At 63.5% G+C, this 19,125-nt stretch carries 13 protein-coding genes; 3 read left to right on the top strand and 10 right to left on the bottom strand.

Going from position 1 to position 19,125, the window contains the following annotated elements; translation table 11 throughout:
• Positions 1-9 precede the first annotated feature (9 nt).
• The 8 genes from AC07O3_RS26725 to AC07O3_RS26690 form a co-directional block, all read right to left on the bottom strand.
• On the bottom strand, positions 10-1,746 hold the full coding sequence (locus AC07O3_RS26725) for a fumarate reductase/succinate dehydrogenase flavoprotein subunit (RefSeq protein ID WP_093178855.1): 1,737 nt from the start codon (positions 1,744-1,746) through the stop codon (positions 10-12).
• Positions 1,743-2,516 carry a GntR family transcriptional regulator gene (locus AC07O3_RS26720; protein ID WP_093178853.1) on the bottom strand — a complete coding sequence of 258 codons (774 nt, stop codon included), beginning with the start codon at positions 2,514-2,516 and terminating at the stop codon, positions 1,743-1,745. The genes AC07O3_RS26725 and AC07O3_RS26720 overlap by 4 nt, the downstream gene beginning before the upstream one ends.
• 128 nt (positions 2,517-2,644) lie before the next feature.
• Positions 2,645-4,408 (bottom strand): chloride channel protein, encoded by a 1,764-nt coding sequence (locus AC07O3_RS26715; RefSeq protein WP_495340720.1) that lies wholly within the window; start codon positions 4,406-4,408, stop codon positions 2,645-2,647.
• Positions 4,409-4,413: 5 nt separating this feature from the next.
• The gene (locus AC07O3_RS26710; protein ID WP_495340719.1) at positions 4,414-4,839 is read right to left on the bottom strand and encodes a MarR family winged helix-turn-helix transcriptional regulator; all 426 of its coding nucleotides are present in this window, start codon (positions 4,837-4,839) and stop codon (positions 4,414-4,416) included.
• Positions 4,840-4,935: 96 nt separating this feature from the next.
• Positions 4,936-5,772 (bottom strand): SDR family oxidoreductase, encoded by an 837-nt coding sequence (locus AC07O3_RS26705; protein ID WP_093178849.1) that lies wholly within the window; start codon positions 5,770-5,772, stop codon positions 4,936-4,938.
• 12 nt (positions 5,773-5,784) lie between these two features.
• On the bottom strand, positions 5,785-6,285 hold the full coding sequence (locus AC07O3_RS26700; RefSeq protein ID WP_093178847.1) for a MarR family winged helix-turn-helix transcriptional regulator: 501 nt from the start codon (positions 6,283-6,285) through the stop codon (positions 5,785-5,787).
• A gap of 35 nt (positions 6,286-6,320) precedes the next feature.
• Positions 6,321-7,202, bottom strand: a complete 882-nt coding sequence (locus AC07O3_RS26695; RefSeq protein ID WP_093178846.1) for an NmrA family NAD(P)-binding protein — start codon at positions 7,200-7,202, stop codon at positions 6,321-6,323.
• A gap of 96 nt (positions 7,203-7,298) precedes the next feature.
• On the bottom strand, positions 7,299-7,940 hold the full coding sequence (locus AC07O3_RS26690) for an HD domain-containing protein (protein ID WP_093178844.1): 642 nt from the start codon (positions 7,938-7,940) through the stop codon (positions 7,299-7,301).
• Between the two features lie 123 nt (positions 7,941-8,063).
• On the opposite strand from AC07O3_RS26690, the gene AC07O3_RS26685 reads away from it, so the two are divergent.
• Positions 8,064-9,110, top strand: coding sequence for a GlxA family transcriptional regulator (locus AC07O3_RS26685; RefSeq protein WP_495340718.1), 1,047 nt, complete (start codon positions 8,064-8,066; stop codon positions 9,108-9,110).
• Between the two features lie 1,366 nt (positions 9,111-10,476).
• Here the strand turns inward: AC07O3_RS26685 and AC07O3_RS26680 are convergent.
• Both AC07O3_RS26680 and AC07O3_RS26675 read right to left on the bottom strand, forming a co-directional pair.
• The gene (locus AC07O3_RS26680) at positions 10,477-11,106 is read right to left on the bottom strand and encodes a DUF4352 domain-containing protein (RefSeq protein WP_177142438.1); all 630 of its coding nucleotides are present in this window, start codon (positions 11,104-11,106) and stop codon (positions 10,477-10,479) included.
• Positions 11,106-14,210: an autotransporter outer membrane beta-barrel domain-containing protein gene (locus AC07O3_RS26675; protein WP_495340754.1), complete on the bottom strand. Its 3,105-nt coding sequence runs from the start codon at positions 14,208-14,210 to the stop codon at positions 11,106-11,108. Before AC07O3_RS26675 ends, AC07O3_RS26680 begins: the two co-directional genes overlap by 1 nt.
• A gap of 1,612 nt (positions 14,211-15,822) precedes the next feature.
• Between AC07O3_RS26675 and AC07O3_RS26670 the strand changes: the two genes are divergently transcribed.
• Positions 15,823-16,776: a ThuA domain-containing protein gene (locus AC07O3_RS26670; RefSeq protein ID WP_495340717.1), complete on the top strand. Its 954-nt coding sequence runs from the start codon at positions 15,823-15,825 to the stop codon at positions 16,774-16,776.
• Between the two features lie 98 nt (positions 16,777-16,874).
• Entirely contained in the window at positions 16,875-19,097 is a 2,223-nt protein-coding gene (locus AC07O3_RS26665; protein WP_495340716.1) for an outer membrane protein assembly factor BamB family protein, read from the top strand.
• Positions 19,098-19,125 lie beyond the last annotated feature (28 nt).

Below are 19,125 nucleotides of genomic sequence, written 5' to 3'. Positions count from 1 at the left end.
GCAGGGGCGTCAGGCTGTGGCCGGCTCACGTACGGCGGCGGGCACCCGCAGGTGCTGGTAGGCCGACATCTCGTGGGCATCGAGCGGCACGATGTAGGGATCGACCGGGCGCTTGAAGCTCACCATCGCATCGCCCTTTTTTTGCAGCTGCGTGTGGCAGAACCAGTCGCGGTCGTTGCGCTCGGGAAAATCCACGCGGTGGTGGTAGAGGCCCCAGCGGCTTTCGGTGCGGTAGAGCGAGGCGCGCGCGGCCATCTCGGCGCAGTCGCGGATCGCGTGCACTTCCATCGCGCGCATCAGCTCGTGTGGGCCGGGGGCGGCGATCTGTTCGAGGTCTTCATGAATCTGCTCGAAGCGCGAGAGGCCGATTTCCATTTTGCGCGTGACCTTGGGCGGCTGCAGGTAGTCGTTGACCATGCGGCGCAGCTTGTATTCGACCTGCGCGGGCGGCAGGCCACCCTCGCGCAGAAGCGGGGCGCTGACGCGGGCGTGCTCGCGCGCCACCTGTTCCTCGTCGAGCGCGGGCAGTTCGGTTTCCGCGCAATGCCGCGCCGCGCTTTCACCGGCGAGGCGGCCGTAGACGAAGGCGCCGAGCATGTAGTTGTGCGGCACGCAGGCCAGGTCGCCCGCCGCATGCAGTCCCGGCACGGTCGTACGCGCGTGCTCGTCCACCCACACGCCCGAGGCCGAGTGGCCGCTGCACAGGCCGATCTCGGAGATGTGCATCTCGACCATCTGCTCGCGGTAGTCGGTGCCGCGCCCTGCGTGGAAGCGGCCGCGGCTCGGGCGCTCGTTGGTGTGCAGGATCTGCTCGATGGTGGCGATGGTTTCCTCGGCCAGGTGGCTCAGCTTGAGGAAGACCGGGCCGTTGCCGCCCTGGAGCTCGTTGTAGAACTCCATCATCATCTGGCCGCTCCAGTAGTCGCACTCGATGAAGCGCTCGCCCTTGTTGTTGGTGGTGTGGCCGCCGAAGGGGCCGGTCACGTAGGCGCACGCGGGGCCGTTGTAGTCCTTGATCAGCGGATTGATCTGGAAGCACTCGATGCCCGAGAGCTCGGCACCCGCGTGGTAGGCCATGCTGTAGCCGTCGCCTGCATTGGTCGGGTTCTCGTAGGTGCCGAAGAGGTAACCGGAGGCGGGCAGGCCGAGCCGGCCGGCAGCGCCGGTGGCCAGCACCACCGCCTTGGCGCGGATCACGTGAAACTCGGCCGTGCGGCAGTCGAAAGCCATGGCGCCCGCGATGCTGCCGTCGGCCGCGGTGAGCAGGCGCGTGACCACCAGGCGCTGCGACATCTCCACGCGCGTGCGCTTCAGGCGCCGGTACAGCACGTTCTTGATGTTGTGGCCCTCGGGCATCGGCAGCACGTAGGTGCCCATGTGGTGCACCTTGCGCATCGCGTAGTCGCCGGTCTCGTCCTTCTCGAACTTCACGCCCCAGCGGTCGAGCTCCTCGATCATTGAGTAGCTGTTGCGCGCATAGGCCATCACCGTCTTCTGGTTGACGATGCCGTCGTTGGCGGTGGTGATCTCTTTCACGTACTGCTCGGGCGTGGCGAAGCCCGGTACCACCGCGTTGTTAAGCCCGTCCATCCCCATCGAGATGGCACCGCTGCGCTTGACGTTGGCTTTCTCCAGCAGCAGGACTTCGAGCTTGGGGTTGGCTTCCTTGGCCTTGACGGCCGCCATCGGGCCGGCCGTGCCGCCGCCGATGACCAGCACGTCGACGGTGCGGGTGAGGATGTTCATGGGTTGGCCTTCGTCGTCGGGTTGCTGCGGGCGATGCGCAGACGGTGCTGGAACGCATCGCCGCGGAAGTAGAGGTCTTCGAAATCCAGTGGGGCACCGTCGGCGGTGTGGGTGAGGCGTTCCACGCGCAGCACGGCGGTGCCTTCAGGCACGCTCAATGCGCGCGCGAGCACCTCGTCGGCCAGCATCGCGTCGATCTGCAGGTCGGCGTGGCCGAGGGCGATGCCGTAGTCGTTTTCCAGGATCAGGAAGATGTCGCGCCCGGCCAGATCCGCCTGGCGCAGCCGCTCGCCGATGGCGTGGGGCAGGTAGGTCACCTCGTAGGACACCGGGGCGCGGTTGAGGTGGCGCACGCGCTTGATCTGCGCCACCGGCGTGCCCTCGGCCAGGCCGAGTTGCTGCGCCACGCGCGGCGAGGCGGGCACGGTCTTGTGGCTCGTGACCTGGTTGCGGATCTCGTAGCCCATGCGCACCATCGCCTCGGCAAAGCCTTCGAGCTGGCCGAGGTGCTGGAAGGCCTTGGGCTTGGCGACGAAGGTGCCCTTGCCGGGGATCTTGAAGATCAGGTTCTCGCGCTGCAGGTCGCTGAGCGCCTGGCGCACCGTGATGCGGCTGACCTTGAACAGCGCGACCATTTCGCTTTCGGAAGGTAGTTGCGCATGCGGCGCGTAGGTGCCGTCGAGGATGCGCTCGCGCAGCGTTTCGCGCACCTGGGTGTACAGCGGGACGGGGGAAAAGGCGATCGGCTCGAAAGCCTTGGCGGTGGACATGCGGCTGACCTGTTATGACCGGTTGAATGAGGCCGGATGCTAGTCAGCGATGCTTCTTTCTCTAAATAAGGAAAACGTGCTTTGATATGCGGGAAGTAGGGGCGCCTATGAGCGCAGTCGGAGCCAGCTCAGGTTTGCCATGGCAGCCCACGCATGCGCTCGCGCTTTTCTTCTTCGTCGAAGTGCGCGAGCGAGGGCTTGATGAGATCGCTGCGCGCCACGATGCCCACCAGCACGAGCGACTGCGCATCCTTCACCACCGGCAGCCGCTCGAGCCGGTGACGCGCGAGCCGCGTGGCAACGCTGCGGCAGTTCTCGCCCGGCAGCGCGAAGAACAGCGGAGCATCGGCACAGGCGTCGCCCACCGTGGCGATCGGGTCGCACGTGCCGTGCGCAGCCAGCATCGCGCGGTCGACCACGCCGATCACCGCGCCGTTGCGCAGCACCGGGAACGCGCGGTGCGCCTGCCCTTCGCCGAAATGCTCGAACAGCGCCTGCGTCACCGGCATGGCCGCGTCGATGCTGCGCACCTCGCGCGTCATCACTTCTTCCACCGAATGCCGCTCCAGCGGATCGATGCCGTATTCGCGGTAGATGTGATAGCCGCGGCGCGCGATCTTCTCGGTGAGGATCGAGCGGCGCATCGTCAGCACCGTGAAGCCATAGGCCACCGCCGAAGTGGTCAGCAGCGGCAGCAGCGCGTTGCTGTCGTGCGTGAGCCCGAAGGCGAAGATGGTGGCGGTGAGCGGTGCGCGCATCACGCCGCCCAGCGTGGCCGCCATGCAGACCAGCGGCCACAGCATCGGGTCGTTGCCGGGCAGGATATGCGACAGCACGGCGCCAAGGCCGGCGCCCATCATCAGGAGCGGCGCGAGCACGCCGCCCGAGGTGCCCGAGCCCAGCGAGATGACCCAGATGACCGCCTTCACCGCCAGCAGCGCGAGCACCACGCCGAGCGCGAGGTGGTTGTGTAGCAGGTCGCCGATCACGTCGTAGCCCACGCCCAGCGCGCGCGGCTGCAGGTAGCCGCCGATGCCGACCGCGAGGCCGCCGATGGCCGGCCACCACATCCAGTGCAGCGGCAGCTTGCCGAACCAGTCTTCCACCTTGTAGAGCGAGATCGAAAGCGACGCCGACAGCACTCCGCACAGCACGCCAGCGATCACGCACGACAGCATGGCGAGCGGGCCGGGCACGGCCGTCTGCAGCGGGAACAGTGGGCCCGGGTCCATCAGCAGCGGCCGCGCGAAGCCCGCGACCGCGCAGGCCACCGCCACCGGCAGCAGGCTGCGCGGACGCAGCTCGAACAGCAGCAGTTCGACGGCCAGCAGCACCGCGGCCACCGGCGTGCCGAACACGGCCGTCATGCCGGCCGTGGCACCCGCCACCAGCAGCGCCTTGCGCTCGGCCGCGGTGAGGTGAAAGTGCTGTGCGATCAGCGAGCCGATGGCGCCGCCGGTCATGATGATCGGCCCCTCGGCACCGAACGGGCCGCCGCTGCCGATGACGATGCCCGACGACAGCGGCTTGAGCAGCGCGACCTTCGGCGACATCTTGCTTTTACCGAACAGGATCGCCTCGATGGCTTCCGGAATGCCGTGGCCGCGGATCTTGTCGGACCCATAGCGCGCCACCAGCCCGACGATGAGCCCGCCGATCACCGGCACCACGATGACCCATGCGCCCAGCGTGTGCACGGCCGGCGAGCGTTCGGCCAGTGAGAAGGTCTGGAAGAAGAACAGGTTGGTGAAGAAGCGGATCAGGTCGAGCAGCACGCGGGCGGCCACGGTGCTGATGGCGCCGATGACGGCGGCCATGACGGTGATGCGCATGAGCCGGGTGTTGAGCGCGAAGTCGCCGCGCGGCGGATGCGAAGAAGCCTTGGCGGTCATAGTGCTTATGGAGCGTCTGGAAGATCGATTTGCGGCACGTCGAACACGCCCTTGAGCGAGCGCAGTTCCGCGCGGTGGAGTTCGGCCAGCCTCAGCAGCAGCTTCTCGCCCTTGGCGAGCAGGTGCACCTCGACCTGGCGGCGGTCGGTTTCGCTGGGCCGGCGCTGCACGAGCCCGAGCGCTTCGCAACGCGTGACGAGCGCGACCGCGCCATGCGGCTGCAGTTGCAGGCGCTCGGCAATCTCGCCCACCAAAGCCCAGTCGCGCCCGGGCACGCCCTTGATGTGCAGCAGCACCAGGTACTGCTGCGGCGTGAGGCCTTCGCCCTGCGCGGCGCGCTCCGAGAAGCGCTCGAAGCGGCGCATCTGGTAACGGAACTGGGAGAGCGCCTCGAAGTCTTTCTTGGCGAGCTTGCGGGGGGTGGAGGCCATGACGGAGGGGAATGCCGAAACTGCCGCGAATATATCACGTCATGATATATATGTCGCGTGACACACAGAGTGCAGGCCTGTTTCTACGCCTACCCATCACCCGTCGAATTCAGTCAAGTGCGCCAACTTCTTCTGGGCCTCCAGGGCAGAGAGCCTCGAGGTCAGAGCTTCGTGGACAAAGGCGTAAGCATCACTTCCCAAGGTGAGTCGCCGCGGCGCGGGGCTTTGTGATGTCGAGTCGATGATCGCCTGCGCAACTTTGCGCGGATCACCACGAAACATGGAGAGCCCCGCCGAAGCGACCATGCGCCGAAAGTCTCCGACAGCCGTCTTTTCGTACACATCCATCGTCTTGCCGAACGCGGCGCTAGAGGTCCCGAAGTTTGTGCGAGAGGCACCGGGCTCGACGAGCGTGACCTCGATTCCGAAGCTGGCGATTTCAGGAATCGTTCCTTCGTAGAAGCCCTCGATGCCCCACTTGGTTGCCGCGTAGACCCCCATCGTTGGATACGAGCCTTGGCCGACCATGGACGAAATCTGAACGATTCGACCTCCGCCTTGCCTGCGCAAGTGCGGAATCACGGCTCGGGCAATATGTATGGAGCCAAGCAAGTTGGTATCGACCTGCCGCTCGATTTGAGCGTCATCAACTTCTTCCGCCGCGCCGAGCAACGCGTATCCCTCATTGCTGACAACGACGTCGATCCGCTTGAGGTCGGAAAACGCCTTCTCGACGACACGTCGAACGTCATCGGCGTGCACGACATCGAGGACCTCAACCCAGAGTCGGTCGCCGTGCGCTTTCTTCAGGTCGTCCAGAGCGCCTGCCTTGCGAACGGTGGCGGCGACCCGGTCACCTCGCTGCAGCAGAATCTCGGTGAGCTGGCGGCCGAAGCCGCTGCTGGTGCCAGTGATAAGCCATGTTCTTGACATGATGGTTTCCTTTCAGTGAGCCAGCGACTGCGGTTCGATTTCCAGTCGATTCGACAGTTCGGCTCGCGCAGTGGATGAGTTGCGCATATCCAGTCCAGCCAACTCCGTCCTGAGCGCGGCCAGTCTCTGCGTTCCATTCAATGCTTCCATCCGGCGTTGCGCCTGCAGCCAAAGGGGAAAGGCTTGATCAAGAAGTCGTTGCCCTGCCTGCGTGAGTTCCACCAGGCGCATGCGGCCATCGGTGGGCGCGGGGCCAATCTGAACTAAGCCGTCTCGCTCCAGCACGCAGGCCATCTTTCCCATGGCCGTGCGTTCCGTGTCGAGGCGCTCGGCAAGGGTATTCATGGACGCACTCTCGACCTCTTCGAGCAAAGCCAGAATCAGAAACTGCGATATCCGCAGCCCGCTCGGCTGCAGATGTGCGTCGTACAGCCTTGCCGCCTGCCGGGCGGCCTTCTTGATGGCAAAGCAACTGCAGTCCTCGACCCGTGCGGGCGCATCGGCGATGGGCATACCAGGCTCCTGGGTTCCGGGCCGGACTCGGCCCTTCAGACAAACGCGTCCCGGTTCTTCGCGATGAAGTCCGCAACGGACAGCGCCGGCTTGCCCGTTACCTGCTCGACGGCGTCGTTTGTCCCTGCGAACACCCCATTGCGATAGTCCTGAGCCACCTCGACCAGGTGTTGCACGAGGAACGGGTTGAACTTGTAGGTGTGCTGCATCTCATGCCGGAACTCTTCGATGGAGAGCGGGGCATATTCGATCTTCGCACCGAGGACGTCGCTCATGGCGGCGGCAATCTGGTCGTGATTCATCTCGACCGGACCATGAAGGGCGTAGGTCTTGCCCCCGTGTGCGGAAGGGTTGGCCAGGATGTGCGCAATGACGCGACCCTGGTCGTCGGTGCTGATGGGGGCGTGACGGCCGTCTGCGAACGGGAACTGAATACGCTTTTTCGCCCAGATCTCATGCGCGAAATGGGGATAGACGAGCCAGTCGGCGAAGAAGGTAGGGCGCAGGTGGGTCGTCGCCACGCCCGACCAGTCGAAGACACGTTCCGCAACCCAGTGGTCCTGCGCGGCATGGCTCTTCGAGTCCCGCCGGGCCGAAATCTGCGACATGTTGACGATGGCCGTGACACCCGCCTCCTTCGCAGCCTGCGCAAAATAGGCGCTCGCGTACACGATGCCCGGGCTGATGGGGTGCAGGAAGTAGGCCGAGCGAATCCCTTCCATCGCGGCGCGAATGGCATCGAGGTCTGTGAAATCACCCACGGCAATCTCGACGCCTCGGTCTCGCAGGGCCTGGGCGGCGTCGCCATCCGCACGCACATAGGCTCGCACACGCCTGTCCATCTTCAACAATGTGTCTATCGCTGCGCCGCCTGTACGGCCCGTTGCGCCACTCACGAGGATGTCTGCTTGGGTCATGATTTCATTCCTTTCAGTGACTGCGGGCATATGCTCGCAATCGACAAAGCTGTGCCCGTTCAGTGGAGGCACAAGGCCACTTTTTCTATTTGGGGTTCAGCTCTCGAACGGAGCGTGGTCGAGCAAGTCGCAAACGTCGGGGATCTCCAGGCCATGAACATGGCGGCGCCCGATGTCCGCCAGGCCGGTCCCGATCGCGGTATGCGGCTTCTTGCGCGCGATCTCTGCGAGAGCCTCTTGAAACGCTGTCTTGAAGCCCAGGCGTGGGTACAGGACAAGCGTGTCGTCGATGAGCCCAGGGGTGATTTCATCTATCCGAAGGCCCATGACATCCACGTGCGCACCCATGTGAACCAGCGCAACTTCCGACTCTCTGCGGTCGGCGATACCGGCGCTGGAGTGCAGGGCGATGGCATCCCAGACCAGTTGAGCCTTTGAGTCCGAATAACCCTCTGCAATCAGGAATCGGCTGGCGGCATCCGCGCCGTCGACCTCGAATCGGTTGTCTGCCGCGTACTCATCGGTGAGCCCCAGGTCGTGAAGAAGGGAGGCGAGGTAGACGGCTTCCCGGTCGTACTTCAGGCCGCGCTTCCTGCCAAGAAACTCGGAAAACCACCAGGTCCGGTGCAAGTGGTTCATCATCGTCTCGGAGTGCACGCGATGCACCAGCGAGACGGCCTTGCGGGCAAGCTGTGTGTCCGGAGTGGTGATGCCACCGACAGTGACGAGTGAGTTCATTTCGGATGCCTCGGATCTGGTTGACTTGGACTCAAGTCTAGAGATCTAGGTTTGGCGTAAAAGACATTGTTCAGATGATTTCTGCCAAGATGAAGGCCTGATTTTTCGAGGCTGGAGACTCCGATGAGTAAGCGAACGAAGCTTGATGGTCCCCGTATCGGACCCGCTCAAAAGCGGGTGGTCATCCTGGGCCTGGCACCGGTGGATGCTCTGGATGTCATAGGGCCGGCAGAGGTGTTTGCCCTGGCCAACAAGATGCACAAAGGAGAAACCGCGCCCTACGCGCTCGAGCTGGTGAGTGCGGGCGCGGACGTGTGCCTGGAGAGCGATACCGGCATCGGCCTCAGAGGACACCGGACGTTGGCCAACGAGCGCCGCGCGAGCAGGCCTATCGACACGCTCATCGTTGCTGCTGGCATGGGCTCGCTGGAGCACATGGACAGCACTGTGATCGATTGGCTGCGGGTGCGAGCCAAAACCGTGAGGCGGGTTTGCTCGATATGTGTGGGCGCGTTTGCGTTGGCAGAGGCCGGGCTGCTGGACGGCCGCCGAGCGACGACCCATTGGGCCATGGCGAATCGGCTTGCCGAGCGCTACCCCGCAGTGCAGGTCGACCCGAATCCGATCTGGGTGAAGGACGGAAACTTCTATACGTCCGCGGGAATCACAGCTGGAATCGACCTCGCCCTCGCATTGGTTGGAGAAGACCTGGGGAACTCTGCTGCGTTGGAGCTCGCAAAGGGCCTGGTCTTGTTTCTTCGAAGACCAGGAGGGCAGGCCCAGTTCAGCGTCTCACTCCAGGCTCAGAAAGGGATGAGCCCTGGCCTCGATGCCCTGCGTCTCTGGGTCAACGAACACCTGGGCACGGAGATCACGGTCGAGATGCTTGCCGACGTCGCAAACACCAGTGTCAGAACGTTGGTGCGGATGTTCCAGCGAGAGATGCAGACCACGCCCGCAAAGTATGTGGAGGAGGTCCGGCTCGAAGCAGTTTGCCGGGCTCTGGAGCTTGGAGGGCGATCGCTGGAGTCGATTGCGCGCCGACATGGCTATCAGAGCGTGGACGTCTTGAGGAGGGCGTTTGTTCGGCGTCTTGGGGTGACGCCCAAGGAGTACGCACAACGGTTCGCGATGGCTGCCACTGGACTTGACGGGATCGAAGTCGGTTAGGGCGATAGTGTCGGTGCTCAGGATGCACGCTCCGTGAATCCCGAGAGAGTCGGCGACCCACGCCGGAGCGAACTGTCCATGTTCCAACGACCGCTACGGCGATTGCGCAAATCCAGAGTTCCCGCTTCTGGAGACGGGGATTTTGGTCATGCTGAAGGTCATGCACGAAAGTCCACCGATGGCTGCGGATTCAGCCGGTTGATGCGACTGCTGAGTTGCGCCGATAGGCGCAGCAGCCTGGTGTGACAACGATCTCGTCGACTTCCTGCCTGGACAGGCCTGCGAGTCCGGCTCGCAGCGTGCGCAAAAATGTCTCGCGGTTCATGCTTGACCTCCGAGGAGTTGATCGACTGCGTCTACGAAGGCGCGCCAAACCAGGGTCAGAGATCGGCGGAACTCAACACGCTGTGCCTCGGTTCCGGAACCCGGAGCGGGCAACGATGCGACATTTCTACTTGGGCCAAACGCGACATTACTGATCAGCCGCTACATCTAAATTTGATGCAATTTATGTTATGTTAAATAACAAACGCGCAAGTACTTCTCGTATCTCATCATTGATGTCCACAGCCCAGAATTGATGTCCTGCCCTAGTGGACGCAACTCATGTGGGGGGCCGATTCCGCGTGACTTTTTACTCTTCAGCTGAGATCTCGTCCAGCGGAGTCGGCCGACAGAAAGTTGCACATCAAAAACGGGCTTCCGCGACACGAACTACGTACCAACTCAATTTGTCGATCGCGGGCGTGCGGTGACGCTCGCTCGGATTGAAAGAATCGCGAATGTGGTCGCAATGCATGTGGAGGCCTGCTTCTCGGCAGAGCGCGCACCACGAGGCCATTGCTGCCCTAGAACCCATACAGGCCGCCGAATGCGACCTGGTGGCGCGCTGGACTGGCCTATGCATTCTGGGGTTTCTGTGTGCTCGTGATGGACCTGAAGCGGCGCGGGATGCCGGAGCCGCTCACGCCCGCCATGGAGGTGTTGGGCTAGGCTTGCGCGCCGGCCACGCTGTTCAAGCAGGTGGCACACAGCCTCGATGGCGCGACGCTGCTCGGGCTTGAGAACAAGCGTCAGCTTGTCGATTTTGTTCGTCATGCTATTGGCTTCCATGGCACTCACCACGAGTTCACGAATCCAGGGCCGCGCTGTTGACGGCGAAGCTCCAGGCGAGACAGTAAGGGGCCCAGGTTCAGGGCAAGGCAGTTGGCCATGATGAGGCTACGCAGGAACGCTGAGCCAGACTTAACGCCAGATGCGCTTCTCCACTACGGGCCACCAGGGCACTAAGCAGAGTCCCGAGCCGTCGTCCAACACGATGAACTCGCCCCATCTCGCGCTGGAAGACCTCGTGCCCGTGGCTACGTCACAGGGTCTTCAGAGCCGCCCTGGCGTTCCTTGCCGATGGCGCGGAACGAAGGGGTGCCAGGTCATAGAAGAAGTACGGCCCCGAGTACGTCACAACGCCGTCGTCGGCCCTTTCGGCACTGCGTGGAACGATGACGACAGCTCGATAGAGTTGTTTCGGCACGGAAAAGAGCACGCGCCTTTGCATGCTCTGCCCCGCCGCAAGCGGATCGCCGAAAGCCGTCTGTCCTTCCTGTTTCGGATTGACCAGCTTCGTGAGCATTTCATGCGGCTCATACAGTGCACCGGAAGCATCGATCAATCTGAACACGGGTTGAAACCGCACGAAGAGCGGCTGGTCTGCCGTGTTCGTGATGTTCACCTGGAGCAGGACGAAGTCGCCCTTGTACTGCTTTGGCGAATCGCCATTGCTGCTGCTGTCCACGACCAGATTGGCGTACCTGGCTTCCTGAAATTCGAAGGCGACGTTGTCCCGCGTCACCCGCGTGCCCCACGCGAAATTTTTCCCGTCGCCCTCTGCCGCGATCGAAAAAACGGGTGCGATGGCCAGGGTGGCTGCGAACAGCAGCGCAGCCAAGCTTCGGTGGCCACCCAAGCAGCCTGCCAACCGGTGTTGCGGGTTTGCCATCAATACCACTCGTAGCGCAAACCCGAGCGCAGGTTCCATGTCCGCCGGATGCCCCTGGCGGCCAGGCTGGAAGCCTCGAAGTAGACGAAGCCTCGCCGCGGCAGGAATGCAAAGCGGCCGCCCAGTCCGACTTCGCCACCGGTGCCATTACGGCTTTCGGTATCGACGGGAAGACTGCCGCTGCCCTTGACCGCCGTGATCTCCAGGCCATCGCCGAAGTAGTTGATCGCCGAAAGCCTGAGATAGATGTCGCCGCTCAGCTCAAGGAATCGCACGGCCTTGCCCAGGAGCACGCCGGCCCTGACCGAGCCGCCATCGACGTTGTCCTGGCTGATGGTCACGCCATTGCTCGCCACATGCTTGTCGGCCGCCAGGCGGCTCGCAGTCAGCGCTAGTTGCGGCTCCACGAAAACGCCCTGGGGCAGAGCGAAGCGATGCCCGGCCTCGGCACTGACTTCGTATCCCTGCGTTCGATAGGTGCCGGTGACGCGCCTCGCGAGCGAGTCGGAAGAGGCGTACTTGTTTTCCAGCGAGGCGGTACGCGCGCCAATCTGCAGGTAGGTTCCGCCGTCGTTGACCCACAAGCCGTAGCCCGCGAGTTCGATGGCGGCAGCCTTCCCGTTTCCACGCTCATAGGTGGCGTTGGAATTGATGTAGCTGACGGAGCCGCCCGCATGGCCTTTCCAGCCGCCGAAGTCGCCCAGATTCCGGTCGACACCGACGGCAAGGGCGCCATAGCTCTGGCTGTATGACCTCGCGTAACCCGTCTTGGCGTCGAAGCCACCGCCGTCCACCTCGGCCCAGATGCCAGAGGTTTCGGAGGCCGTATCGCGACGAAGTGACTCGGTTCTGCGAGCGATGCCGTTGGCGCGCAAGGCCCACAGGCTGCGAAGGCTGTCGCCTGCATCAGCCGCGGTCTTCACCGTCTCCGAGGGCGTGATGCGCACCGGAACTGCGGATGAACTGCCTGTGCTCGCACTCGTGCTTGTCATCGCGCTCGTGCTCGTGGCGCCGCTTGTGCTGGTCGCCGCGTCGGTGCTGGCGTCTGCGGCCGCACCCACAATGGCCAAACCGGTCAGCACGACCTTGCTGCCGTCCGCGCTGAGCGCCACGCTGGGCGAATACGAGAAGCGCACGAGGTCGTTCTCGTAGCTCCATTGGCCCGTCGCGCCCCGAACGGCCTGCAGGCGTGCAGTGCCACCGGCTGCGGCACTGGCGTCGATCACGACGACAGGCGTGCTCGCCGGGATCACGGTGCCTGTTTTCATCGTCGCGGCATTGACCCAGCTGGTGTCATTGAGCGCGGGGTCGTACACAACGGCGACCACCTGCGTGCCGGTCGCGCTGAAACCCGTCACCCCGCTGCCGAATTGAATCCTGTCGGCCGCGCCGTTGCGGATGTCGCTGAGGATGCGAAAGGTGGCGCCCTCCCCCAGGCTGACCGTCGCCGCGTTCGTCGAGCTCTGGATACTGAGAACACGCAGCGAGTAAGCGGGGATGCTTCCAGCAAGGAAGCTTCCCCAGCTCGCGGCCATGTCGATCGCGCCGCCATTGGCGAGCGCCAGGGTGCCCGAACCGAAGTCGGCGGTCATGGTGCCTGTACCCGTGGGAATCCAGGAGGCGCCCTTGGAGAACGACAGGTGGGGCGAACCGGCCGAATAGACCGTGGCATCCGACGGGTCGGGGTCCACGAAACCACCGACCGATCCGCGCAAGTAGGAGTCCGAGGTGTCCAGGTTCAGGTTCAGTGCGCCGGTGTACTTCGTGCCGGCAGCGTTCGTCACGCTGCCTGTCACCAGGTCGCCTTGCAGTTTCACTGCCTGCCCGCCTGCGGCATTGACCGTGACCGTGGCATCGCGCCCGTCTGCCGCAACGTTCCAGATTGCATAGCCATTGCCCGTACCGGTGGGCGAAGTCGAAATGCTCAGGCCGCCGGCGGCAGTCACCGTTCCGCCGTCGTTGCGGATGCCATAGACATCGCAGCCGCTGCATGACGACGCGACCTGCAGCGCCACGTTGTCCGTTGCCGAGTTGAAATTCAGCGTGCTGGCGTTGTTGACGGCATAGGCCTCGGCCGCGGCTGACACGTTGACCGTGACCGCCTTGCCGAAGTTGATGGAGGACGTGCCCGGGTAGCTGTTGCCGATCCCCGTCGGATTGCCGAAGGGAATGTACCCGGTCGTACTGACGACGGCGATGTCCACGTTACCCGCGAAGCTCATTCGGGCCGTTCGGTGCGTATTGGCGATGCCGAACGCGGAACGTGTTCCGGTGGACGTGATGCTCACGTCCTGCCCAACGCTGAGCCGACCTTGGTTACGGATGCCGAAGACAGTCGAGCCATTCGCAATGGCCGTGATTTTCAGATCACCCGTAACACTCAGCTTGCTATTCTGGTTGTCGTTGTAGATGCCATGTACGTTGTCGCTGGGGTACTCGCCCGTCGATGCAATGGTCAAGTTGCCGTTGAAAGTGACGCTACTCCTGCCGCCCCCCGAGTTGTGGACCCCGTCGGTGTTCTCCCTCTTCGCGCTCACGACGATGGTGGTGTCTCCATTGAAGGTGACCGTGCTCTGGTAGACCCACACACCCTGCGAGTAACCCGGTGTGCTGGTGCGCACGGTTGTATCGCCGTTGAAGGTGACCGTGCTCTGGTATGCGCGCACGCCGATGGCGGCGCTGTTCGCGTTGTCGGACTGCGCATAGACCGAGGTATTGCCGTTGATTGTGAGAGTGCCGCCCTCGGCGTTGATGCCCATCGACACCCCCCAGCCCGAATCTGCTGTGCCTCTGGTCGAGGAGATGTTCAACTTGCCGCCAGCGGAATCAAGCACCACCGGCGATGAGCTGGAAGCCAAAGTCAATAGAACGCCATACACGTCGCCACTGGCTCCCCTGACGTCGATGCTGTCATCCGCCGCAAAGGTGTAGTGCAGCGTGCCCAGAGAGGGCGTGACGACATAGGCCGGTGAATAGTTGCCGGTTCCGCCCGCCTCGTCGTTGGTCTGCACGCCGGTAACGGTTCCTTCGTAGGTCGTGGCTGCAAGAGCAATGACCGGCTGCGTCATGACGGCCGTGAAGAAGGCCAAAACCAGAAGCGGCACCAGGGGCAAGCCGGGGAATTCACGGAGTGCATGCCTGTCATTTTTTGCAGCACCGACCGATATCCCGCTCGTTCGGGATTGACTTGATGAGAGGGGGAGCAAGTAATGTCCTCTGAAACGTGACCCGGCGCGAAAAACCGATACCCCGTTCTCGAGAGCAAAGCGCAAGATGTGCGTACCGATCCGGAGCGTGAGTAGTGTTACTTCTTAACGAAAAATGTTTTTTTATGCATCCAAATAGGGTCGATTTAGTCAGAGACTCTATTTTGAATGTCTTCTTTAAACAACATAGCAGGGCCCATCGGGTCGCTTCCGGACGATTCCGCCGTGGCCGCTGCGCGCCGGCAACCAACCTTGCCGACGAAGGCATTTCGGCCGCGACCCAACCGTCGCCGCATCGCCTCTGCGACCAACTCTCCCATGAATGCGGATCCCAGAAGAAGCTGGCTTCGGATCGAACATCCCCAAAAAATCGGACGAAGACGGAGCAATGTCGAGGTTCCCATCCATGGCGCCACGATCACCTTGAAGCTGCCATTTGACGTGGACGCCGACGCGGAGATCGCAGCCTTGCACGCTGCCGGCATCCCAGTCGACACGCTCGAGAATGCGGCGCGGCGGGGGTTTTCGTGCGACTCAGCAACGCCTGGAGGAACCGGGTCAACATCTTTCGATGGTTCCCCAGTGACATCGGACACGACCTCCGCAACTGCGACAGTAAACCTCCTCCTCGACAGCACAGGGTCGCGCTTTCAAATTGCAGACCCCAATCGCCTGATGCCTGCTCGTCCTAATACCCAAGAGGCTGAAATAGCGATCACCAAGAGATCAGGGTGTTCTCCGACCCCAAGATAGCCCTTCAGCGTCCCGACACCGTTCTGGGTATACGCAGTCTCGCCGATATGCCCGGTCCCCTGGCTTCGCGCTGCTGGCGCACAGGGAATGAGGGATCGGCAATGAAGACGAGAGAACAAAGCGGTGTGCGCGGCAGAGAGACAACTCGCTGCAATTTTTGCGAACGTGCGTCCTCTCGACCAGCACCCGAATTGGAATTCAGCCGCTCATTTTTCGAGGCAATCGCTTGCTGAGCTGCCAGCATGCGCGCCAAGCAGGCAACCCCCTGCAGCGACGACCGTTCCCATGTGTCGTCGCGCGTCCCATAAAGGCGGCCGTTTCGCCATGGGCCGAACCGGCTCGATTCGATCGGTCGTCAGCATGCAGCGTATCCGTGCCTCTCGACCGGATTCGACTCGAGCTCGGTATGGCCCGGTCGTGCTTGCACAAGGAGGACCTTCTCGTGGTCATCCACTCGAATTCGAGTCTCAGTGATCGTGCAGCCAACTGGCATCGGCCACGGCATAAATAGGAAGGGATTTCCATTATGGAAATAATTTCCATATATTTCCTATGATCACCCCGGGTCAGCCCCGCCGCGGCGGAACGGCCGGCCAGCATCGGCAGAGCGCTCGCACTCTGCGTCATCGATCAGAACGAGGAGACTCCCTTGGAACTTGTCAAATCATTGACTCTCAGGCTCGCCTTGGCGGCGGCCGTGACACTGGCCGTGACTGCATGCGGAGGAGGAAGTGGAGGTGGTGGAGGGATGCCGCTCATGGCCCTTCCTGTGTCGCCGGCGGCACCGAGCAACCCGACCGAGCCCGCGGGCGAGACACCGGTTCAGCCGACGGACCCGGTTGCCGAAGCCCCCGACGACAGCTTCGACCCCTACTACAACGTCTGCAGGGGAACGAATCCCAAGTGCTACAACGACTGGGGGGCCTTTGCTTCGACGCCGGACCGGGTGCTGGTCTATTCGCGCACTGCGGGGCCGCGTCATGCTGTGCTGGGCACACCGATGGCCGCCGGTTTGAACCCGGTGATGAATCCGGACAACGTGATGCAGGCAGGCCTGGTGCGCATGCTGTCGGCCGAAGGCATCACGGCCGACTGGACGGAGGACGTCGCGATCCTCAGCAGCCGCATCAACAACTACAAGGCGATCATCTTCGCGAGCTCGAACCGCGACACGCTGTGGAACGGCGCGGTCAGCACAAGCCAGGACGCCGCGCGCACCGCGCTGCGCAACTACATGCGCCGCGGTGGTGGCTTCGTCGGCCTGCACAACGCCTTCGGCGCGGAATACAACTGGCCCTACTACGAAGGCTTGCTGGGCAACGCGAACTTCTACAACCACGGGCCGAACCGCGCCGGCGATGTCGAGATCGTCTCGGACGACCCTTCGACGAAGGAGGTGCCCAAGCGCTTTTCCTTCCAGGACGAGTGGTACAACCTCATGCCCTTCCCCACGAAGGTGAAGTTCCTGGCCAAGGTCGACACCTCGACGCTGAAGCCGCTGACGGCGGCGCCGCATCCCGGCCATGCGGACTTCCATCCGGTCGCCTGGTGCCAGTACTACGACGGCGGCCGCGCATGGCTCACGACCCTCGGGCACAACACCCACTCGTTCACCGCGGACCTCTCGGGCGTGGGGGCCATCGAATTCCAGAAGCTCGTCGTCCAGGGCGTCAAGTCGGCCATGGGCCTGACGCCCTTCTGCACCGAATAGCGAGCCTGCGAGGTCGACTTCGCGCACCGCCCGCATTGCGCGCGCTGCCTCCTGCCTCGCGCACATCCGTCCCCAAAACTCACCGAGTAGAGACATCCATGAAACAAAGATCATTGGTCACGCTGCTGGTCTCCTGCGGCGTGCTCGCATCCCCCTTGTTGATCAGCGCTTGCGGCGGCTCCAGCGGCGGCGGTACGCCCGTGCTGCCGATCACGCCGGCTCCCGCGCCACCGCCGGCGTCGAGCGCGCCACCGCCTGCATCGCCACCGGCGGCCGCCGCGCCCGCAGCCGACCTCTTGGACTGCTGCACGGCCGGCGACAAGGACTTTCCCAAGGTGGGGGGTAATCTGGGTAACCAGAACTACTCCAGCCTGCGCAAGATCAACAAGGGCCTCGTCGGCAAGCTGGGTGGCGCCTGGGTCAACCAGATCGAAGGTGGCATGACCACCGGCACCAACCAAAGCACGACGGTGGCTGTCGACGCCGTCATCTACATCGAGTCCGCGCTGGGCAACGTGATTGCGGTGGATGGCAAGACCGGCCTCACAAAGTGGAAATGGACCACGCCTTATGGCGCCATCACCCGCCGTGGGGTGGCTGTCGCGAAGGACCTGGGCCTGGTGTTCACCGTCGCCACCGGCAACCGCCTGGTGGCGCTCAGGACGGACACCGGCGCCATCGCCTGGATCAAGCAGTACCCAAGCAGCACCACCGATCCCGAGTACCAGGGCGCGCTGCAGAAAGTAGCGCTCGTCTATCACGACAAGCGTCTCTACCTCGGAACCAACGACGGCAACCGCGGCGCTGCGTTCTCCGCCGATGCGTTGACGGGCAAGGTGCTGACCTCGTTCTGGGGTGTGCCGCGCGCCGGTGAGATCGGCTACGACACCTGGGGCGGTGCCGCTGAATCCGAACGCACCGGCGCGACACCATGGATCCATCCCGCGGTGGATCCGGAATTGGGCCTGGTCTACTGGACCTTCGGCAACGTGCGCGGCGGTTCGTCGCAGAACGGCTCCACGCGCCCAGGCCTGAATCTCTTCGCCAATTCGATCGTCGCACTCGACCTCAAGACCGGCGAGTACAAGTGGCACTTCCAGTCCGTGCACCACGACATCTGGGACATGGACAACGTGATGTCCCCCGTGCTCGCGGACGTGAAGATCGACGGGAAAGACCGCAAGGTCGTGATCTACGGCAGCAAGACGGGCATGTACTACATCCTCGATCGCAAGGATGGCAGCGCGCCGCTGGGCATCGACGAAGTGCCCATGAAGCAGGACGCCCGCCAGGCCAGTTGGCCCACCCAGCCCTTCCCGCGCCAGGGCGCCTGGACCGAGACCTGCATCGTGGACCAGCCGCTGGGCACGACGATCCCCGGCGACCCCAACCGCGCGGTCCCGAACTACGTGAAAGGCTGCCTCTACGACGCGCACTGGGACGTGCCGATCCTCTCCATCCCGGGACACGGCGGCGGCGCCAACTGGAACCACCAGTCCTTCAGCCAGCGCACAGGCCTGGTCTACACGGGCATGGGCTACGTGTCGGCGGCTCACTCGCTGACCGAGGCGAGCAACGGACTGCGCCCACCGGGCACCTACATGACCGGCGCGGTCGTAGCGGTCGATCCGAGCACCAACCTCGTGAAGTGGAAGAAGCAGATGCCGTATTCGCTGGCGCACGGCAACGGCATCTTGAGCACGGCCTCCGACCTGCTGTTCATCGGGCAGCCCGATGGCAACCTGCTGGCCCTGGATGCGCATGACGGCAGCGAGCTGTGGCGCTTCCAGACCGGTGCCGCGATCAGTGCCAGTCCGGTTTCCTACGAGATCGATGGCGAGCAGTACATCGCGGTGTTCTCGGGCGGCACGGGCATTCCGTACGGCGATTCGGCACCGCGCGGCGACCGCCTGTGGGCCTTCAAGGTCGGCGGCTCCGTCGCGCCCGCGCCCACACCGGTGCCGCCCGTCGTGCGCCGGCCGGTGTCGGGTTCGGCGGTGGAAGGTGCGGCATTGCCGACGCCGAACACCGTGTTCCTGGCGCGCGTGCAGACCGCCGCGAACGAGCCGGGCGCCACCGAATCGACGGCCGTGAATGCCATGACGCCGACCTTCATGCGCGTGCCGGCGAACACCACCGTGACCTTCACCAACCCGGGAACCAATGCGAACACGCACTGCGCCACGCAGTTCTTCGAAGGCAGGTTCGATTTCAGGCTGGCTCCGGGCCAGTCCGCGAACCATACCTTTGACACGCCGGGCGAATACTTCTACAACGACTGCCATAGCCCGCGCCCGACGGGCAAGATCGTCGTGTATTGATCCCGTCCCTCAACCCTCAACCACTGCG

Source organism: Variovorax sp. GW821-FHT09D05 (assembly GCF_059416325.1).
The sequence above is the reverse complement of the archived record's forward strand: the minus strand, read 5'-3'. Positions and strand labels throughout refer to the sequence as shown.